This window comes from Leclercia sp. UBA5076 (assembly GCF_002416465.1).
Classification (GTDB): domain Bacteria; phylum Pseudomonadota; class Gammaproteobacteria; order Enterobacterales; family Enterobacteriaceae; genus Enterobacter.
The window spans coordinates 80,173-95,702 of sequence record NZ_DIAO01000023.1; the positions used below are offsets into that span (position 1 = coordinate 80,173).

Consider the following 15,530-nt stretch of genomic DNA (forward strand, 5'->3'; position numbering starts at 1 on the left):
AATTAAGGAATATGGCCGCCCAACAGGGCAGCATGGTCTGTGAATCAGTATAGAGATTTTCCCTCGAAAGGCTTTGCTTTTTGTCATTAATTCGACCCGCCGAGTGCCTCAGATAGCGCCAGCTTAATCGGTTCAACAGCGAAGGTCAGCCCCTTTTCGCCGTTATCTGCCACGACATAGCGAACCGCGCCTTCCGTTTCGGCGTAATAGCGCTTGTTTTTACCAGCTGTGAGGAGCTTTTGCAGCTTTTGCTGGCTTTGGGCTTTGGTCAGGGCAGGGGTAAAGGCGCGTAAAATGGCGCTCATATACTCCAGCGCTTTAGCTTTGGCGGCTTTCTGCTCCGGCCCCTGAATCGGCAGCCAGGTAATCTGCATACTCTTGATTTTGAGGGTTCCGCGCTCAAGCGCCGTCGAGGCGTACAAATTCTCATTAATTTTGCTGGCAGCCCGGGTCAGGTTCGGGGTGTCGCGGGTGCCATCAATGGAGCGAAACTCATTGAGCGGCAGCTTTGGATTATCCTGATTGAAAGCTTCACGGAACAGGCTGATAGACTGATCAAAGGTCGGCGCGCCCGGCATCACATAGGGTGCGGTAGCCGATACGGAAGTCTCAGCAGCATGCAGAGGTGCGCTTGCACCCAACAGTGTTAAACCCAGCCAAATAAGGTGAAACCACATCTTCATCAATAAAGTCTCTGAATGTTACTGCCCACGATTAAAACGGGATCCGGCTGGCTTGTCAAAAGGAGGCGACTCCAGGGTAAACTACGCGCCGCGATGACTTTTAGGAACCTGACATGACCATACAGCAGTGGTTGTTTTCATTCAAAGGGCGTATTGGACGCCGTGATTTCTGGATCTGGATTGGCGTATGGATTGTCGCCATGCTGGCTCTGTTTATTTTTGCCAATAACGCCTGGCTGAGCACCCAGACGGCGGCCTTCGCGCTGGTGTCGCTGCTGTGGCCGACCGCGGCGGTGTTAGTAAAACGGCTGCACGATCGTGGGCGTTCGGGGTTGTGGGCGCTGCTGGTGATACTGGCGTGGATGCTGCTGGCCGGCAACTGGTCGATGCTGCCCTCCATGCTGCCGTGGGTGGTGGGCAGGCTGCTCCCTACCATTATTTTTGTGATGATCATTGTCGACCTGGGCGCGTTTGTGGGCACCCAGGGCGAGAATAAATATGGTAAAGATACGATCGACGTAAAGTACCGCTAATTACCAGTAATGTTCTGCGGTCATATGGCCCGGCCGACGGCGTAAATGCTTGGTCATTTGCCGGGTCTCTTTCAGGAGCTGTTGGGTATCACGCACCATTTGCGGGTTGCCACACAGCATCACGTGGCTGGTGTCGGCCTCCATCTTCAGACCCACGGCGGCTTCCAGCTCGCCATTTTCAATCAGGGCCGGTACGCGCCCGTGGAGCGATCCCGCCACCGTTTCACGGCTCACTACCGTCTGGATTTTCACTTTCCCTTCATAACGCTTCTGCAGTTCCTGCATCAGCGGCAGGTAGCTCAGGTCTGCGGCGTAGCGCGCGGCATGCACGAGAACGATATTTTTAAAGCGATCCAGGTCCTGCCCGTATTGCAGGATCGACAGGTAAGGGCCGATGGCGGTACCGGTTGCCAGCATCCACAGCGTCTCGCAGTCTGGCACTTCATCCAGCACGAAGAAGCCTGCGGCTTCGCTGACAATCTGGATCTCATCGTCGGGTTTCAGTGCCGCCAGGCGCGGGCTGAGTTTGCCATCGGGAACGGTGACAAGGTAGAACTCGAGATCCGGGTTATCCGGCGCGTTGACATAGGAGTAGGCGCGCTGCACGCGTTCGCCGTCGATCTCCAGCCCCAGCTTGGCAAATTGCCCGGCCGTGAAAGGCTGGATGGGCGCATGTACGGTGAGGCTAAATAGCGCATCGGTCCAGAACTCTACCTTTTTGACTTTACCTGTTACCCAGTCTGCCATGATGTTCTCCTGTACTGATCTCGGGTTCTATCTTCCTTACCTGAGAGGGAGATTTCCAGCCCAGGCGGGCCGGAAAGCTCTATTGATCAAACGGTTTTACAGAATGTGGGTCTGCACGTCCGGATCTTTACGGTCGAGATAGTGAATCGACTGGATGCGGCGAATGGTGCGTGATTTACCGCGGATCAGCAGCGTTTCGGTGGTCGCCATATTGCCTTTGCGGCTGATGCCGTCCAGTAGATCGCCTTTGGTGATGCCGGTCGCCGAGAAGATAACGTTATCGCTGCGCGCCATATCATCCAGACGCAGCACGGTATTGGCTGCAATCCCCATCGCCGCGCAGCGGGCCAGCTCCTGCTCACCGATGCGGCGGTTCTCTTCGCTATCGCCTTTTACGTCATGACGGGCCAGCAGACGGCCATGCATATCGCCGTCGAGGGCGCGGATCACCGCGGCAGAAACCACCCCCTCCGGTGCGCCGCCGATACCGTACAGCACGTCGACTTCGCTGTCCGGCATGCAGGTGAGGATGGAGGCCGCCACGTCGCCATCGGGGATAGCAAAGACGCGCACGCCTAACTGCTGCATCTGGGCGATGACCGCATCGTGACGCGGTTTCGCCAGAATGGTGACCGTCAGTTCGCCAAGAGGCTTATTAAGCGCGGCGGCGATATTACGCAGGTTTTCCGCCAGCGGCAGATTGAGGTCGATGACCCCTTTTGCGCCAGGGCCGACAATCAGCTTCTCCATATACATATCGGGCGCGTTGAGGAAGGTGCCTTTATCGCCCACCGCCAGTACTGCCAGGGCGTTAGCCTGGCCCATGGCCGTCATGCGGGTGCCTTCAATGGGGTCTACCGCGATATCCACCGCATCGCCGTTACCGGTACCGACTTTTTCACCGATGAACAGCATGGGGGCTTCGTCGATCTCACCTTCACCAATCACGATGGTGCCATCGATGTTGACCTGGTTAAGCATGATGCGCATGGCATGGACGGCTGCGCCGTCAGCAGTATTTTTATCACCACGGCCAAGCCACTTGTAGCCTGCCAGAGCGGCGGCCTCGGTTACGCGGGAAAACTCGATAGCAAGTTCACGTTTCATCAGATACTCGTGCAATCAAAAGGAATTGCACGAAGTTTATCACAGAGTGGGAGAGGCGGTTTGGACCCCTCACCCCGACGGGGTGAGGGGGAGGTATTATGACTCGTCGTGCTCTTCCCAGGCCAGCGCGCGTTTCACGGCTTTTTTCCAGCCGCTATAACGGTAGTTACGCTCGGTGGTTTCGATACCCGGACGGAATTCGCGCTCGATGACCGCTTTCTCCTGCAGTTCGTCCAGGTTCTGCCAGAAGCCAACCGCCAGGCCGGCAAGATAGGCCGCACCCAGCGCCGTCACTTCACGCACTTCCGGGCGTTCCACGCGGGTACCCAGAATGTCGGACTGGAACTGCATCAGGAAGTTGTTTGCCACTGCGCCGCCATCCACGCGCAGGGCGTGCAGACGAATGCCGGAGTCAGCCTGCATCGCTTCCAGCACGTCACGGGTCTGATAGGCAATCGACTCCAGCGTGGCGCGGATGATGTGGTTAGAGTTTACCCCACGCGTCAGGCCGAAAATCGCCCCGCGGGCATAGGGATCCCAGTAGGGCGCGCCCAGCCCGGTAAAGGCCGGCACGACGTACACGCCGTTGGTGTCTTTCACCTTGGTGGCGAAATACTCCGAGTCGAAGGCGTCGCTGATAAGCTTCATCTCATCGCGCAGCCACTGGATAGAGGCTCCGGCCATAAACACTGCGCCTTCAAGCGCGTAATTCACCTCGCCGCGCGGGCCGCAGGCGATAGTCGTCAGCAGGCCATGCTCCGATTTCACTGCCTTCTCGCCGGTGTTCATCAGCATAAAGCAGCCGGTGCCGTAGGTATTTTTCGCCATCCCTTCTTTCACGCACAGCTGGCCAAACAGCGCCGCCTGCTGGTCACCGGCGATCCCGGCGATTGGAATACGGGTGCCGCCTTTACCGCCGATGTTGGTCTGACCGTACACTTCAGACGACTTACGTACCTGCGGCAGCATGGCGCGCGGGATGTCCAGCGCGTCCAGCATTTTGTCATCCCAGTCCAGATCGTGGATGTTGAACAGCATGGTGCGCGAGGCGTTGGTGTAGTCGGTGACGTGGACGCGCCCCTGGGTCATCTTCCAGATAAGCCAGGTGTCCACGGTGCCGAACAGCAGTTCACCGCGTTTGGCACGCTCACGAGAGCCTTCGACGTGGTCGAGGATCCATTTTACCTTGGTGCCGGAGAAGTAGGGGTCCACCACCAGGCCAGTGGCGCTACGCACGTACTCTTCCATGCCGTCGCGCTTGAGCTTCTCGCAGATGTCCGCTGTGCGGCGGCACTGCCAGACGATGGCGTTGTAAATCGGTTTACCGGTTTCGCGTTCCCAGACGATGGCCGTTTCACGCTGGTTGGTGATGCCAATTGCCGCAATCTGATCGGAACTGATATCGGCTTTCGCCAGCACTTCAACCAGCGTCGAGCTTTGCGACGCCCAGATCTCCATCGGGTCGTGTTCAACCCAGCCTGGACGAGGATAGATTTGCTCGAATTCGCGCTGCGACACGCTGACGATGTTCGCGTCATGATCCATAACGACAGCGCGGGAGCTGGTCGTGCCCTGGTCGAGCGCAACGATATATTTTTTGTCGGTCATAGTTGTGGTCCCGTAGTCAGATTACAGCGAAGCGTTTTGTTGTGTGGCAGAGGTGGCGTCCTTCTCCTCTGTGACACAGGTGTCGCACGGCAGGTGGCGGCCAATCAGCTTACGATAGCCAAATGCTCCCAGCGCAGCACCTACAATAGGGCCGAACAGCGGCACCAGGAAGTAAGGAATATCCTTGCCGCCGGTGAAGGCAACGTCGCCCCAGCCGGCAATAAAGGCGAAAGCTTTCGGTCCGATGTCGCGGGCCGGGTTCATGGCGAAGCCCGTCAGCGGTCCCATCGATGCGCCGATCACCGCAATCAGCAGGCCAATCAACAGCGGCGCCAGCGGACCGCGCGGAATGCCGTTGCCGTCATCGGTCAGCGCCAGGATGGTACCCATCAGGATGGCGGTGATCACCATCTCCACCGCGAAGGCCTGCACAAAGTTAATGTGCGGGTTAGGATAGGTGGAGAAGATCCCCGCCAGCTCAAGGCTTTCGGTACTGCCACGCACCATATGGTGCGTCTGCTCGAAGTCGATAAACAGATTGTAATAGAGCCCGTAAACTAACGCCGCTGCACAAAACGCACCAGCAAACTGCGCCACAATAAAAGGCACAACCTTGCGTTTGTCGAAGCAGGCAAACAGACACAGCGCGATGGTGACCGCAGGGTTGAGGTGCGCACCCGAAACACCCGCCGTCAGGTAGATAGCCATCGCCACGCCCAGACCCCAGATCACACTGATTTCCCACTGACCGAAACTGGCACCCGCCACTTTCAGTGCAGCCACACATCCTACGCCAAAGAAAATCAACAACCCAGTACCCAGGAACTCTGCGATGCATTGGCCTTTTAAGGTTGATGTTTCACTCATAATCGGATCCTGAAAAATGATTAATGGTTATTGTTGGCGCGACGGTCGCCATGACCGGCACGATGTCCTGTAGACATAGTGTTAATTTATCGTTAACGAACAAAAACGAGAAATATCGAACTTAAAATGTGTGTGCCGCGTCAACAAAATGAGCGATAACGCGCCATGAAGCGGGCGAGAACTGCTGTAAGCGAAAGGGGGAGTAAGCTTTCTATTAACTAAAGTGTTAACAATTTAGGGGTATATGGCGCGAATGCACCAGGAGGAGACTGAAAAGTGTTGCAAACCGCAATCTGCGCGGTCTGCCGCTGGACAGGGAGGGCGGGGCTCCATACAATCGACACCAGGTGTTGTGCGCGTTTACGTCAAGCGTCGCCTTGCAAATTCAGGAGAGGTAGCATTATGTCGTTAGAAGTGTTTGAGAAACTGGAATCGAAAGTACAGCAGGCGATTGATACCATCACCCTGCTGCAGATGGAAATCGAAGAGCTGAAAGAAAAAAACAACGCGCTGTCGCAGGAAATTCAGACTGCTCAGCATGGTCGTGAAGAGCTGGAGCGTGAAAACCACCAGCTGCGCGAACAGCAGAACGGCTGGCAGGATCGTCTGCATGCTCTGCTCGGGCGCATGGAAGAGGTCTGATTCCGAATTCCTGAAAAAGGCATCCACAATGGATGCCTTTTTTATTTTGCAGGAATAAGACCGCTCAACATGTTACTCATAAGGAATGCGAGATGACAAAGCGAAGCGATATTATTGATAATTCTGACCGATATATTACCCGTAATACTCCCTCTGGCCTCATTTATACAGAAAATCTGGGATGGATAGACTTAGGGCACGTAAATCCCTTCGGTGCTGAACGATTATGGCAACAAATGATAATGCCTGGCGCAGGAGGCGCTGACTGGTTTGAAATCCATTATCATCAAAGCATGTCCAGGAACATCGCAGGATTAAATACGACAACCGGGATATACAGACGTTTTTTAGTGCGGAGAGGCTTAAGCGAAGAGGTCTTAAGAGGAGTCGCCTTATCCATTTTTATGAGTACTTCTCACAGCTTTGAATCCTTGCAGGGTATTTGGCCCTATATTCTGATTACGGATAGCGGTTACAGCGCAGAAGATTTAGTTTCTAATCTTTTTGGTTTCTGCCAGGCCGTTAACTATGCAGATTACACACCTTTCCTGGACATTTGTTCCAAAGAGAAAGCTTATCGCATCTGGGACTACTATGGCCCCGTTGGGCAATTTAAAAATAAAAGTGTCCTTCCCTTACTGTTTCCAGACCCTAAGGATAAGCGCCTAAAACACCAACCATTCCCGGGCCATTTGCCTGCATTTATGGATTCTATTGTGCCAGTATCTGATCCTTCCGTCGTCAGGGAGGTTCGTATATGAAATGTAGGCATGTCATCATTTTTCTATTCGTTCTGGTGGCCGTGCTCTATTGCGTAATAATGACCAGAATCTTTTCTGATGAATATTATAAACAAGGCAATCTAATTCAATATTACTTATTAACGCCCAAACCACTCAAGGATGCACCAAGGATCACAGAAAACTGGTATTTCACGAAGCAAACCGTTGAAGGGAGTGGTTTGCAGATCAGTACACTCACTTTCACCGGTATCCAAAAGAGTGATCTTCAGAGGATGCACGAAAAGCTTGAAACCTGGATTGATAACTATCCGGATCGTCATGCAACAATGAGCATAGCGGTAGAGGAAAAGAAGGGGGTGTTTGAACTCCGCATTACTCATTACGATACGAATAAAGATAATTAAAAAAAGGCCATCTACATAACAGATGGCCTTTTTTTCTACTCAATATCCAGCGGATCTTCAGACAGGATAATGCCGGTATTATCGGCATAAAGATGGTCGCCGGAGAAGAAGGTCACCCCGCCGAAATTGACGCGCACGTCGCTTTCGCCAATGCCATCACCTGCGGCACCTACCGGAATAGCGGCAATCGCCTGAATGCCGATGTCCAGCTCTTCGAGGTCATCCACCTGACGCACCGCGCCATAGACCACAATGCCTTCCCACTCGTTCTGGGTGGCGAGACGGGCAAGTTCTGCATCGATTAACGCGCGACGCACGGAGCCGCCGCCATCAACCAGCAGAATGCGTCCACGGCCGTTCTGTTCGAGCAGATCGTACAGCAACCCGTTGTCCTCAAAACATTTCACCGTGATGATCTGTCCGCCAAACGACGACCGTCCTCCAAAGTTGGAAAACAGCGGTTCTACGACGTTGACATCTTCCTGGTAGATGTCACAAAGCTCAGAGGTATCGTATTTCATAGGCTTAAGTTCAGTTGCTGCGAGTGTTTTCAGTATATCGCGCGAATTGCATTGTTGGCAAAATCATCAATTGTTAATTGATATTTGTCAGCTAATTTAGCGTCTGACTAAGAATAATCCCTATCACGAACAACAGGTTAGTCAGCAGTGCGCCTTTTACCGTGCGTTCCAGCATTGGCGGCATGGCCGAGGCGCTCTGCTCGCGCATCACGTAGCGCGCCTGTTTAACCAGCAGCGGCGTGGCGAGCACAAACAGCCAGCCCCACAGGCTGTGCAGGGAAAGCAGGTTAAACAGCGCCAGACAGAGCAGGGCACCCATCAGCAGGCAGGCATGGTAACGGCGCGCATTCACCGCGCCTAACCGCACCGCCAGGGTGTTTTTACCGTTCTGACGATCGCTGTCGATATCGCGCAGGTTGTTGATATTCAGCACCGCTGTCGCCAACATGCCGCAGGCGGTGGCTGGCAGGAACAGGGCAGGAATTAACGAGTGCGCCTGCAGATACCAGCTGCCCATCACGCTCAGCCAGCCGAAGAAGACCAGCACGGAGATATCCCCCAGCCCGATGTAACCGTAAGGGCGGGTGCCGACGGTATAGGTGATGGCCGCGACAATCGCCAGCAGACCGAGCACGAGGAAGCCGACCGCATCCGCCGGGGTTTTACAGGCCACCAGCACCAGCGCAATCCCGGAAAGACAGATCAGCGCGACGGTGATAATCAGCGCCCGTTTCATCTCCTCCTGGGTGATCACCCCTTTCTGCATTCCCCGCAATGGCCCGATGCGGTCGGGCTTATCGCTGCCCTTGACGGCATCCCCGTAATCGTTAGCGAGGTTAGAGAGAATTTGCAGAAGCCCGGCGGTCAGCAGCGCCAGGGCAGCCACCAGCGGGTCGAAATGCCCCTGCCACCACGCGAGGGTAGTGCCAACAATAATGGCGGCGAAGGCGAGAGGGAGCGTTTTAGGACGCAGGCTTTCCAGCCAGGCCTGCGTACGGCTGATTTCAGTCATAGTAATTATGTGCCAATAAAAATGGGGCCTTTCAGCCCCATCATTTGTGATGAAAATGCAATTGCCGCGATTATAGGATAAAACGGCTCAGATCTTCATCTGCTACTAAAGCATCAAGGTGCTTACTCACATAGTCGGCATCAATTTTAATGCTTTGACCATTCAGGTCGCTCGCATCATAAGAGATATCTTCCATCAGGCGTTCCAGCACGGTATGCAGACGACGCGCACCGATGTTTTCGGTGGTTTCGTTAACCTGCCATGCGGCCTGGGCGATACGCTTGATCCCGTCTTCGGTGAACTCAATGTTCACCCCTTCGGTCGCCATCAGCGCTTTGTACTGCACGGTGATGGAGGCGTTTGGTTCGGTCAGGATGCGCTCGAAGTCTTCGGTGGTTAGCGCCTGCAGCTCAACGCGGATCGGCAGACGGCCCTGCAGTTCCGGGATCAGATCCGACGGCTTGGCAACCTGGAACGCGCCAGAGGCGATAAACAGAATGTGATCGGTTTTCACCATGCCGTGCTTGGTGGAGACGGTGCAGCCTTCAACCAGCGGCAGCAGGTCGCGCTGTACGCCTTCACGGGAAACGTCCGGGCCGGAGGATTCGCCGCGCTTACAGATTTTATCGATCTCATCGATAAACACGATACCGTGCTGTTCAACCGCGTCGATAGCGTCCTGCTTCAGCTCTTCCGGGTTTACCAGCTTCGCCGCTTCTTCTTCAATCAGCAGCTTCATCGCGTCTTTGATTTTCAGCTTACGCGGCTTTTGCTTCTGCCCGCCCAGGTTCTGGAACATGGACTGCAGCTGGCTGGTCATCTCTTCCATACCTGGCGGAGACATAATTTCCACGCCCATTGGCGCGGCGGCGAGCTCGATCTCAATCTCTTTGTCATCCAGCTGGCCTTCACGCAGTTTTTTGCGGAACGCCTGGCGCGCAGCGGATGGCTCAGCAGGCTGTTCTGCCTGGCCCCAGTTGTTTTTCGCCGGTGGGATCAGCACATCCAGCACGCGCTCTTCCGCCATCTCTTCAGCGCGATAGCGGTTTTTTTCGATGGACTGGACGCGGACCATCTTAATGGCAGAGTCGGTCAGATCGCGGATGATAGAGTCCACTTCTTTACCGACATAGCCCACTTCGGTGAACTTAGTCGCTTCGACTTTGATGAATGGCGCGTTGGCCAGTTTAGCCAGACGACGGGCGATTTCGGTTTTACCAACACCGGTTGGGCCGATCATCAGAATGTTTTTTGGCGTCACTTCATGGCGCAGCACTTCATCCAGCTGCATACGACGCCAGCGGTTACGCAGGGCAATTGCCACAGAACGCTTGGCGTTATCCTGGCCGATGATGTGTTTGTTCAGTTCGCTGACAATTTCGCGTGGGGTCATTTCAGACATGAGAAATCCTTACGCCTTAGACGGCAATTCTTCGATGGTGTGGAAGTGGTTGGTATAGATGCAGATATCACCTGCAATATCCAACGCCTTCACAGCGATATCGCGTGCGCCCAGATCGGAGTTTTCCAACAGCGCGCGGGCGGCGGCCTGGGCGTACGGGCCACCGGAACCGATAGCAATCAGGTCATTTTCTGGCTGCACCACGTCACCGTTACCGGTGATGATCAGCGAGGCATTTTCATCGGCCACCGCCAGCAGTGCTTCCAGCTTGCGCAGCATACGGTCGGTACGCCAGTCTTTCGCCAGCTCAACGGCAGCTTTCACCAGATGGCCCTGATGCATTTCCAGTTTACGTTCAAACAGCTCAAACAGCGTGAAGGCGTCCGCAGTACCGCCCGCAAAACCGGCGATCACTTTGTCGTTATACAGACGACGCACTTTTTTCACGTTGCCTTTCATGACGGTATTACCCAGCGTGGCCTGGCCATCACCGGCAATCACCACCTGGCCGTTACGGCGTACACTTACTATTGTTGTCACGAGCAGACCCCCTGGTTACACATTCGGAAAATAGAGGCCCTGAGCCAGTGCTCAGGGCTGAATAGAATGATAGATGGGGGGGATTTTGGGGGTTTCAACCCCCGGAAGCGAGTCGAATGCAGTTTGTGTGACCTGCCATCTTCAGACGGCTGATGGTGCCATCGGCATTGTCTTTGCCTTTAACCGGGCCGATCACTACGCGATTCCAGCCGTTATTGGTGGTAATGCGTGAGTCAAAGCCTTCAAAGGCCAGCTGAGCACGTACGGTTTCCGCCTGCTCTGCGCCTTTAAAGGAACCGCACTGCACCATCCAGCGACGTTCATCTTTCTTCTCAGCCGTTTGCTTCGGCGCCTCGGTCTCTTTGGTGACCGGCGCGGCTTTCGGCTGCTGCGCGGTGGTATGCGCAGGGGTTTGCAGCAGATCCTGATACGGCTGCGTGTTGCTATTTTGCTTCGCAGGCTGCGTCTTCGGCTGTTGCGCCGGTTGCGCCGGTTGCGTCTGTGCCACCTTAGGCTGCTGGTACGGTTGTTCCGTCACCCGCTGCTGTGTTTTCGGCTGCTGTACCGTCTGGGACTGCGCCCACTGCTGCTGCTGTTGCTGCTGAATTTGTTGCTGCGCCTGGCGCTGGCGCTGCAGCGTTTGCTGACGCTGTGCTGGCGTCTGCTCATTCCACGGCACTTCGTTGAGCTGGGTAGGCTGCTGGCGCATATCGGCCTGCATCTGTGCCAGCAGCTGACGTTGTTCGTTGGTTAACTGGTTAGGATCCACCACTTCGCCACCCGCAGAGGGTTCGGTAGGCGCACGCACGCCCGGCTGGCGGCTCTCAAGCTCTTTAATATAGCGCCAGCGCTCTTCCGGTTTAGGGGGCAAGCCATTGCCGACCACTTTATTGCCCTGCAGCGCTTCTGCTTCTTCTTTTTTATGGTGCGTAATGAACCAGAGGCCGCCGATAAATGCCACCAGGACCGCCGCCGCGATCGCCACCATAGCCGGTGAGACTGCGGGCAGGCTGCTGCGTTGCGGTTTCCGTGAGCTACTCTTTTTGCGTCGCGAAGGTGCCGGCTGGCCGCGACGTACATAATCTCGTTGTGCCACTATCGTTTCGCTGTATTTTTTCGTTTGTCAGCCCGTCATGTTACTTAAGCGACGGGCCTTTGACCAGATGAGGACGTCTGAAAGGCGTTTACTTTAAGTCAGGGCCTGGGTTGAACCTCTGACGATCAATTCACAGTCCAGTAAACGGGAGCCGCTGCTAACTGTTTGTCCGTTCAGCTGATCCAGTAACAGCAGCATCGCTTCCCGGCCAATATCATAGCGGGGTTGCGCCACCGTCGAGAGCGGAGGATCGCAAAATTCAGACAGAGAAATATTATCGAAGCCGATGATTGAGAGGTCTTTCGGCACTTTCAGACCGCGCCGTTTGGCATAGGAGAGCGCGCCCAGCGCCATCACGTCGCTGTGACAGAACACCGCGGTCGGCGGCTGCGGCAACGACAGCAGTTTTTCCAGCGCCAGGCCGCCTGCGGCATAGGTAAAATCGCCCCGGGCGATATAGTGCGGATCCACTGTCGCCCCGGTGCGGCGCAGCGCCTGAACATAGCCCTGCAGGCGATAGTGGCACAGCGGCATCTCTTCCGGTCCGGCGATACAGCCGATACGTTTATGGCCCAGCTCCTGCAGATAATTCACGGCGTTGAAGGCGGCGGTGAGGTTATCAATATGGACGGTAGGCAGTTCCAGCTCAGGGGCAAACTCGTTGGCCATCACCATCGGCGGCAGATTGCGTTGCTCTTCAATGCTGGCATCAAAGGGCAGGCGGGAACCGAGCAGCAGCATGCCGTCGATCTGCTTGGTGATAATCAGGTCAATGAAGGTCTTTTCCTGCTGATTCTGATGCGCGCAGTCGCCAATCAGCACCAGGTAGCCCTGCGCGGCGGCGGTCACTTCGATACCGCGGATAATTTCGCTGAAAAAGGGATCGCAGATGTCGGGCACAATGACCAGAATGGTGCGGGATTCGTTCCGTTTGACGTTACGGCCCATAGCCTGGGGCAGATAACCCACCTCCAGCGCAGCCTGCTCAACACGGTTACGCGTGCTCTGAGAGACTTTGTCGGGATTCATTAATGCTCGGGATACCGTTGCCGTTGAGACTTTTGCTTTCAGGGCAACATCTTTCATGGTCGCCGAGGCAACCTCTTTCCTGGACTTCAACTTCTTCTCCTCGCAGGCGTATCACCGCACTTCTGACTGTGTCAGTTTTATCAGATTGCGAATGGAAGCGGTTACAGAATTTTCATAAAAAGTGTGAGTCGTGTTTAATTTTTCGATCCGCCTCCCACCCTTTTTTAGCTTTCGATAGGATCAACGTCCAGGACCCACTTCACTTTACGCGCTTCCGGCAGGGTATTAATCAACGCCAGCGTGCCGCTGACGATATGCTGTAGCCGCACCCGGGAAGGGTGTTGCAGCAGGATTTGCCAGCGATAGCGTCCGCCGCGCTTGGGGGCCAGGGCCGGAACCGGACCTAAAATCCACAGCTGATTATCCACCAGCGGGCTGGCCTGCAGCAGGTTGCGCAGCTGCTGGAGGAACAGTGGCGCCTGCTGGTTGTTGTGATCCTCGGCGCGGATAATCACATGGCTTGTCCACGGTGGGAGTTGCAGGGTCTGACGCTCCGCCAGCGCCTGTTCGGCGAAGGCGTCGTAGCCTTTATGCAGCAGGGTTTGCAGCAGCGGATGCTCGGGGTGGTGGGTTTGTAGCACCACCTCGCCCTGTTTACCGGCGCGCCCGGCACGGCCTGCCACCTGGGTATAGAGCTGGGCAAAGCGCTCCGCGGAGCGGAAATCAGCCGAGAAGAGCGCCCCGTCGACATCCAGCAGCGCCACCAGGGTCACGTCCGGGAAGTGGTGTCCTTTGGCCAGCATCTGGGTACCGATCAGAATACGCGCCCCGCCGCGATGCACTTCCGCCAGCTGTTGCTCAAGGGCACCTTTGCGGCTGGTGGTGTCGCGATCGATACGTGAGATAGCCACGCCCGGGAAGAAGGGGGCCAGCGCCTGCTCCAGCTGCTCGGTGCCCAGACCGACCGGCACCATATGGGTCGAGCCGCAGGAAGGACACTGGCGCGGCACCGGTCGCTGGCTGTCGCAGTGGTGACAGCGCAAATGGTGCTGGGCCTGATGCAGGGTATAGTAGTGATCGCAGCGCGGGCATTCAGCGATCCAGCCGCAGTCGTGGCACAGCAGCGCCGGGGCAAAGCCGCGCCGGTTGAGAAACAGAATCACCTGGTTGTCGGCCTGCAAATGCTGGCGCATGCGGGCGATCAGCGCCGGGGCTAGCCCGGCCTGCACCGGCTGACCTTTCAGATCCAGTACGTGCTGCATGGCAGGACGGGCATTACCCGCCCGCCGCGTCAGGCGTAATAGATGGTATTTTCGCTGGCGCACATTATGCAGCGTCTCCAGCGCAGGGGTCGCGGAGCCGAGAATGATTGGGATCTGTTCGCTGTGGGCGCGATAGACCGCCAGGTCGCGGGCGTGATAGCGCCAGCCTTCCTGCTGTTTATAAGAGCTGTCGTGCTCTTCGTCGATGACGATCACCCCGAGATTTTTAAAGGGTGTAAACAGGGATGAGCGGGTGCCAATCACGATTGCCGCTTCGCCATTTTTCGCTTTCAGCCAGGCGCTCAGGCGCTCGCTGTCATTTAAGCCGGAGTGCAGCACCTCGACCGGGGCGTTAAAGCGCTCGCGAAAACGGGCGATGGTCTGCGGGGTCAGGCCGATTTCCGGCACCATCACCAGCGCCTGCTTGCCCTGAGCCAGCACATTTTCCAGTACGCTCAGATAGACTTCAGTTTTACCGGAACCGGTCACGCCCGCCAGCAGCCAGGCTGAGAAGCGATCGGACGCGCTGTGGATCGCCCCTACGGCGGTCGCCTGTTCGGTATTGAGCCGCAGCCGGTCGCCCGCGACGCTAAAGCCGTCGCGCCAGTCGATAAGCGCTGGGGCTTCGCAGGCCAGTTCGCTCAGCCCTTTTTTACGTAAGCTCTGCAACGCCGCGTCGTTAAAGTCGAGGCTCTCAACCTGATGCCGCCAGATCCTGCCCTGGCGTAACGCCGCCAGTGCCTGCTGCTGTTTCGGGGAGCGTTTCAGGCTATTAATATCTACCGCCTGGCCCTGCTCGGTGGCAAACCAGTACCACATCGGCGCATGGCTGGCGCTTTTGCCCTGTCGCAGCAGAATGGGTAAGGCGTGAAACAGCACATCGCCAATGGGATGATGATAATAGTCGGCCGCCCACAGGAGCAGTCGCCAGACGCTGGCGGAAAAGACCGGCTCGCTGTCCAGCACCTCGACCACGCTTTTGAGTTCACTGAGAGGCAACTCGCTGTGCTGGCTTACGGAGACGACAATACCCCCCCGCTGCTGTTTGCCAAACGGCACATTCACGCGACAGCCCGCCTCAGCCTGCATGTTGTCTGGCAGCAGGTAGTCAAAGGTACGGGGAAGCGGAACGGGCAGGGCAACGTGAGCAACGGGCATCGAATCTTCCTGACTTGAAAAGTGGCGCGTTAGTATACACATTAGTGAAAGGCGGCGTGCGGATCAGTTTGCATACCCTGGTTAAATTCTGTATGATTCGCCGCCTTTGGTGCACTTTGCATCAAAGAACTTACATTCAACATCGCGTGGTGTCTGGCGTTAGGGCTGGAAGAGCG

The 15,530-nt window shown here is 56.0% G+C and carries 16 protein-coding genes; 4 read left to right on the forward strand and 12 right to left on the reverse strand.

The annotated features are described in order from the left end of the window. Window positions 1–86: 86 nt before the first annotated feature. Window positions 87–683 (reverse strand): DUF1454 family protein, encoded by a 597-nt coding sequence (locus tag B3X29_RS22325; protein ID WP_103177515.1) that lies wholly within the window; start codon window positions 681–683, stop codon window positions 87–89. Between the two features lie 113 nt (window positions 684–796). Here B3X29_RS22325 and B3X29_RS22330 point away from each other — a divergent pair, with 113 nt between their 5' ends. Then, window positions 797–1,216 (forward strand): DUF805 domain-containing protein, encoded by a 420-nt coding sequence (locus tag B3X29_RS22330; protein WP_159340300.1) that lies wholly within the window; start codon window positions 797–799, stop codon window positions 1,214–1,216. Here the strand turns inward: B3X29_RS22330 and fpr are convergent, their stop codons facing one another. The 4 genes from fpr to B3X29_RS22350 all read right to left on the reverse strand — a co-directional run bounded on the left by fpr (window position 1,217) and on the right by B3X29_RS22350 (window position 5,545). Further along, window positions 1,217–1,963 carry a ferredoxin--NADP(+) reductase gene (fpr, locus tag B3X29_RS22335; protein WP_159340301.1) on the reverse strand — a complete coding sequence of 249 codons (747 nt, stop codon included), beginning with the start codon at window positions 1,961–1,963 and terminating at the stop codon, window positions 1,217–1,219. 96 nt (window positions 1,964–2,059) lie between these two features. Next, a complete protein-coding gene (glpX, locus tag B3X29_RS22340) occupies window positions 2,060–3,070 on the reverse strand; it encodes a class II fructose-bisphosphatase (RefSeq protein ID WP_103177512.1) in 1,011 nt (336 codons plus the stop codon). A gap of 96 nt (window positions 3,071–3,166) precedes the next feature. Next, on the reverse strand, window positions 3,167–4,678 hold the full coding sequence (gene glpK, locus B3X29_RS22345; RefSeq protein ID WP_103177511.1) for a glycerol kinase GlpK: 1,512 nt from the start codon (window positions 4,676–4,678) through the stop codon (window positions 3,167–3,169). A gap of 21 nt (window positions 4,679–4,699) precedes the next feature. Beyond that, the gene (locus B3X29_RS22350) at window positions 4,700–5,545 is read right to left on the reverse strand and encodes an MIP/aquaporin family protein (RefSeq protein WP_103177510.1); all 846 of its coding nucleotides are present in this window, start codon (window positions 5,543–5,545) and stop codon (window positions 4,700–4,702) included. A gap of 402 nt (window positions 5,546–5,947) precedes the next feature. Here B3X29_RS22350 and zapB point away from each other — a divergent pair, with 402 nt between their 5' ends. The 3 genes from zapB to B3X29_RS22365 all read left to right on the forward strand — a co-directional run bounded on the left by zapB (window position 5,948) and on the right by B3X29_RS22365 (window position 7,334). Beyond that, window positions 5,948–6,187 (forward strand): septal ring assembly protein ZapB, encoded by a 240-nt coding sequence (gene zapB, locus B3X29_RS22355; RefSeq protein WP_103177509.1) that lies wholly within the window; start codon window positions 5,948–5,950, stop codon window positions 6,185–6,187. A gap of 92 nt (window positions 6,188–6,279) precedes the next feature. Then, entirely contained in the window at window positions 6,280–6,948 is a 669-nt protein-coding gene (locus tag B3X29_RS22360; protein ID WP_159340302.1) for a hypothetical protein, read from the forward strand. A gap of 59 nt (window positions 6,949–7,007) precedes the next feature. Continuing rightward, the gene (locus tag B3X29_RS22365; protein WP_139156421.1) at window positions 7,008–7,334 is read left to right on the forward strand and encodes a hypothetical protein; all 327 of its coding nucleotides are present in this window, start codon (window positions 7,008–7,010) and stop codon (window positions 7,332–7,334) included. A gap of 35 nt (window positions 7,335–7,369) precedes the next feature. Here the strand turns inward: B3X29_RS22365 and rraA are convergent, their stop codons facing one another. The 7 genes from rraA to priA all read right to left on the reverse strand — a co-directional run bounded on the left by rraA (window position 7,370) and on the right by priA (window position 15,354). Beyond that, complete coding sequence (rraA, locus tag B3X29_RS22370; RefSeq protein WP_103177506.1) at window positions 7,370–7,855, reverse strand: ribonuclease E activity regulator RraA; 486 nt, start codon at window positions 7,853–7,855, stop codon at window positions 7,370–7,372. A 91-nt stretch (window positions 7,856–7,946) separates the two neighbouring features. Beyond that, window positions 7,947–8,873 (reverse strand): 1,4-dihydroxy-2-naphthoate polyprenyltransferase, encoded by a 927-nt coding sequence (menA, locus tag B3X29_RS22375; protein WP_103177505.1) that lies wholly within the window; start codon window positions 8,871–8,873, stop codon window positions 7,947–7,949. 64 nt (window positions 8,874–8,937) lie between these two features. Next, window positions 8,938–10,269, reverse strand: coding sequence for an HslU--HslV peptidase ATPase subunit (hslU, locus tag B3X29_RS22380; RefSeq protein ID WP_103177504.1), 1,332 nt, complete (start codon window positions 10,267–10,269; stop codon window positions 8,938–8,940). Between the two features lie 9 nt (window positions 10,270–10,278). Beyond that, window positions 10,279–10,809, reverse strand: coding sequence for an ATP-dependent protease subunit HslV (gene hslV, locus B3X29_RS22385; RefSeq protein WP_032615282.1), 531 nt, complete (start codon window positions 10,807–10,809; stop codon window positions 10,279–10,281). A 94-nt stretch (window positions 10,810–10,903) separates the two neighbouring features. Beyond that, window positions 10,904–11,905 carry a cell division protein FtsN gene (gene ftsN / locus B3X29_RS22390; RefSeq protein WP_159340303.1) on the reverse strand — a complete coding sequence of 334 codons (1,002 nt, stop codon included), beginning with the start codon at window positions 11,903–11,905 and terminating at the stop codon, window positions 10,904–10,906. A 93-nt stretch (window positions 11,906–11,998) separates the two neighbouring features. Next, the gene (gene cytR, locus B3X29_RS22395; protein WP_103177502.1) at window positions 11,999–13,024 is read right to left on the reverse strand and encodes a DNA-binding transcriptional regulator CytR; all 1,026 of its coding nucleotides are present in this window, start codon (window positions 13,022–13,024) and stop codon (window positions 11,999–12,001) included. 134 nt (window positions 13,025–13,158) lie between these two features. Continuing rightward, the gene (gene priA, locus B3X29_RS22400) at window positions 13,159–15,354 is read right to left on the reverse strand and encodes a primosomal protein N' (protein WP_159340304.1); all 2,196 of its coding nucleotides are present in this window, start codon (window positions 15,352–15,354) and stop codon (window positions 13,159–13,161) included. Window positions 15,355–15,530: the final 176 nt, after the last annotated feature.

Excerpts from the sequence above, each read along its gene's own strand:
- B3X29_RS22325 (WP_103177515.1), bottom strand. The coding sequence starts at position 683 with ATGAAGATGTGGTTTCACCTTATTTGGCTGGGTTTAACACTGTTGGGT.
- B3X29_RS22330 (WP_159340300.1), top strand. The coding sequence starts at position 797 with ATGACCATACAGCAGTGGTTGTTTTCATTCAAAGGGCGTATTGGACGC.
- fpr (WP_159340301.1), bottom strand. The coding sequence starts at position 1,963 with ATGGCAGACTGGGTAACAGGTAAAGTCAAAAAGGTAGAGTTCTGGACC.
- glpX (WP_103177512.1), bottom strand. The coding sequence starts at position 3,070 with ATGAAACGTGAACTTGCTATCGAGTTTTCCCGCGTAACCGAGGCCGCC.
- glpK (WP_103177511.1), bottom strand. The coding sequence starts at position 4,678 with ATGACCGACAAAAAATATATCGTTGCGCTCGACCAGGGCACGACCAGC.
- B3X29_RS22350 (WP_103177510.1), bottom strand. The coding sequence starts at position 5,545 with ATGAGTGAAACATCAACCTTAAAAGGCCAATGCATCGCAGAGTTCCTG.
- zapB (WP_103177509.1), top strand. The coding sequence starts at position 5,948 with ATGTCGTTAGAAGTGTTTGAGAAACTGGAATCGAAAGTACAGCAGGCG.
- B3X29_RS22360 (WP_159340302.1), top strand. The coding sequence starts at position 6,280 with ATGACAAAGCGAAGCGATATTATTGATAATTCTGACCGATATATTACC.
- B3X29_RS22365 (WP_139156421.1), top strand. The coding sequence starts at position 7,008 with ATGACCAGAATCTTTTCTGATGAATATTATAAACAAGGCAATCTAATT.
- rraA (WP_103177506.1), bottom strand. The coding sequence starts at position 7,855 with ATGAAATACGATACCTCTGAGCTTTGTGACATCTACCAGGAAGATGTC.
- hslU (WP_103177504.1), bottom strand. The coding sequence starts at position 10,269 with ATGTCTGAAATGACCCCACGCGAAATTGTCAGCGAACTGAACAAACAC.
- priA (WP_159340304.1), bottom strand. The coding sequence starts at position 15,354 with ATGCCCGTTGCTCACGTTGCCCTGCCCGTTCCGCTTCCCCGTACCTTT.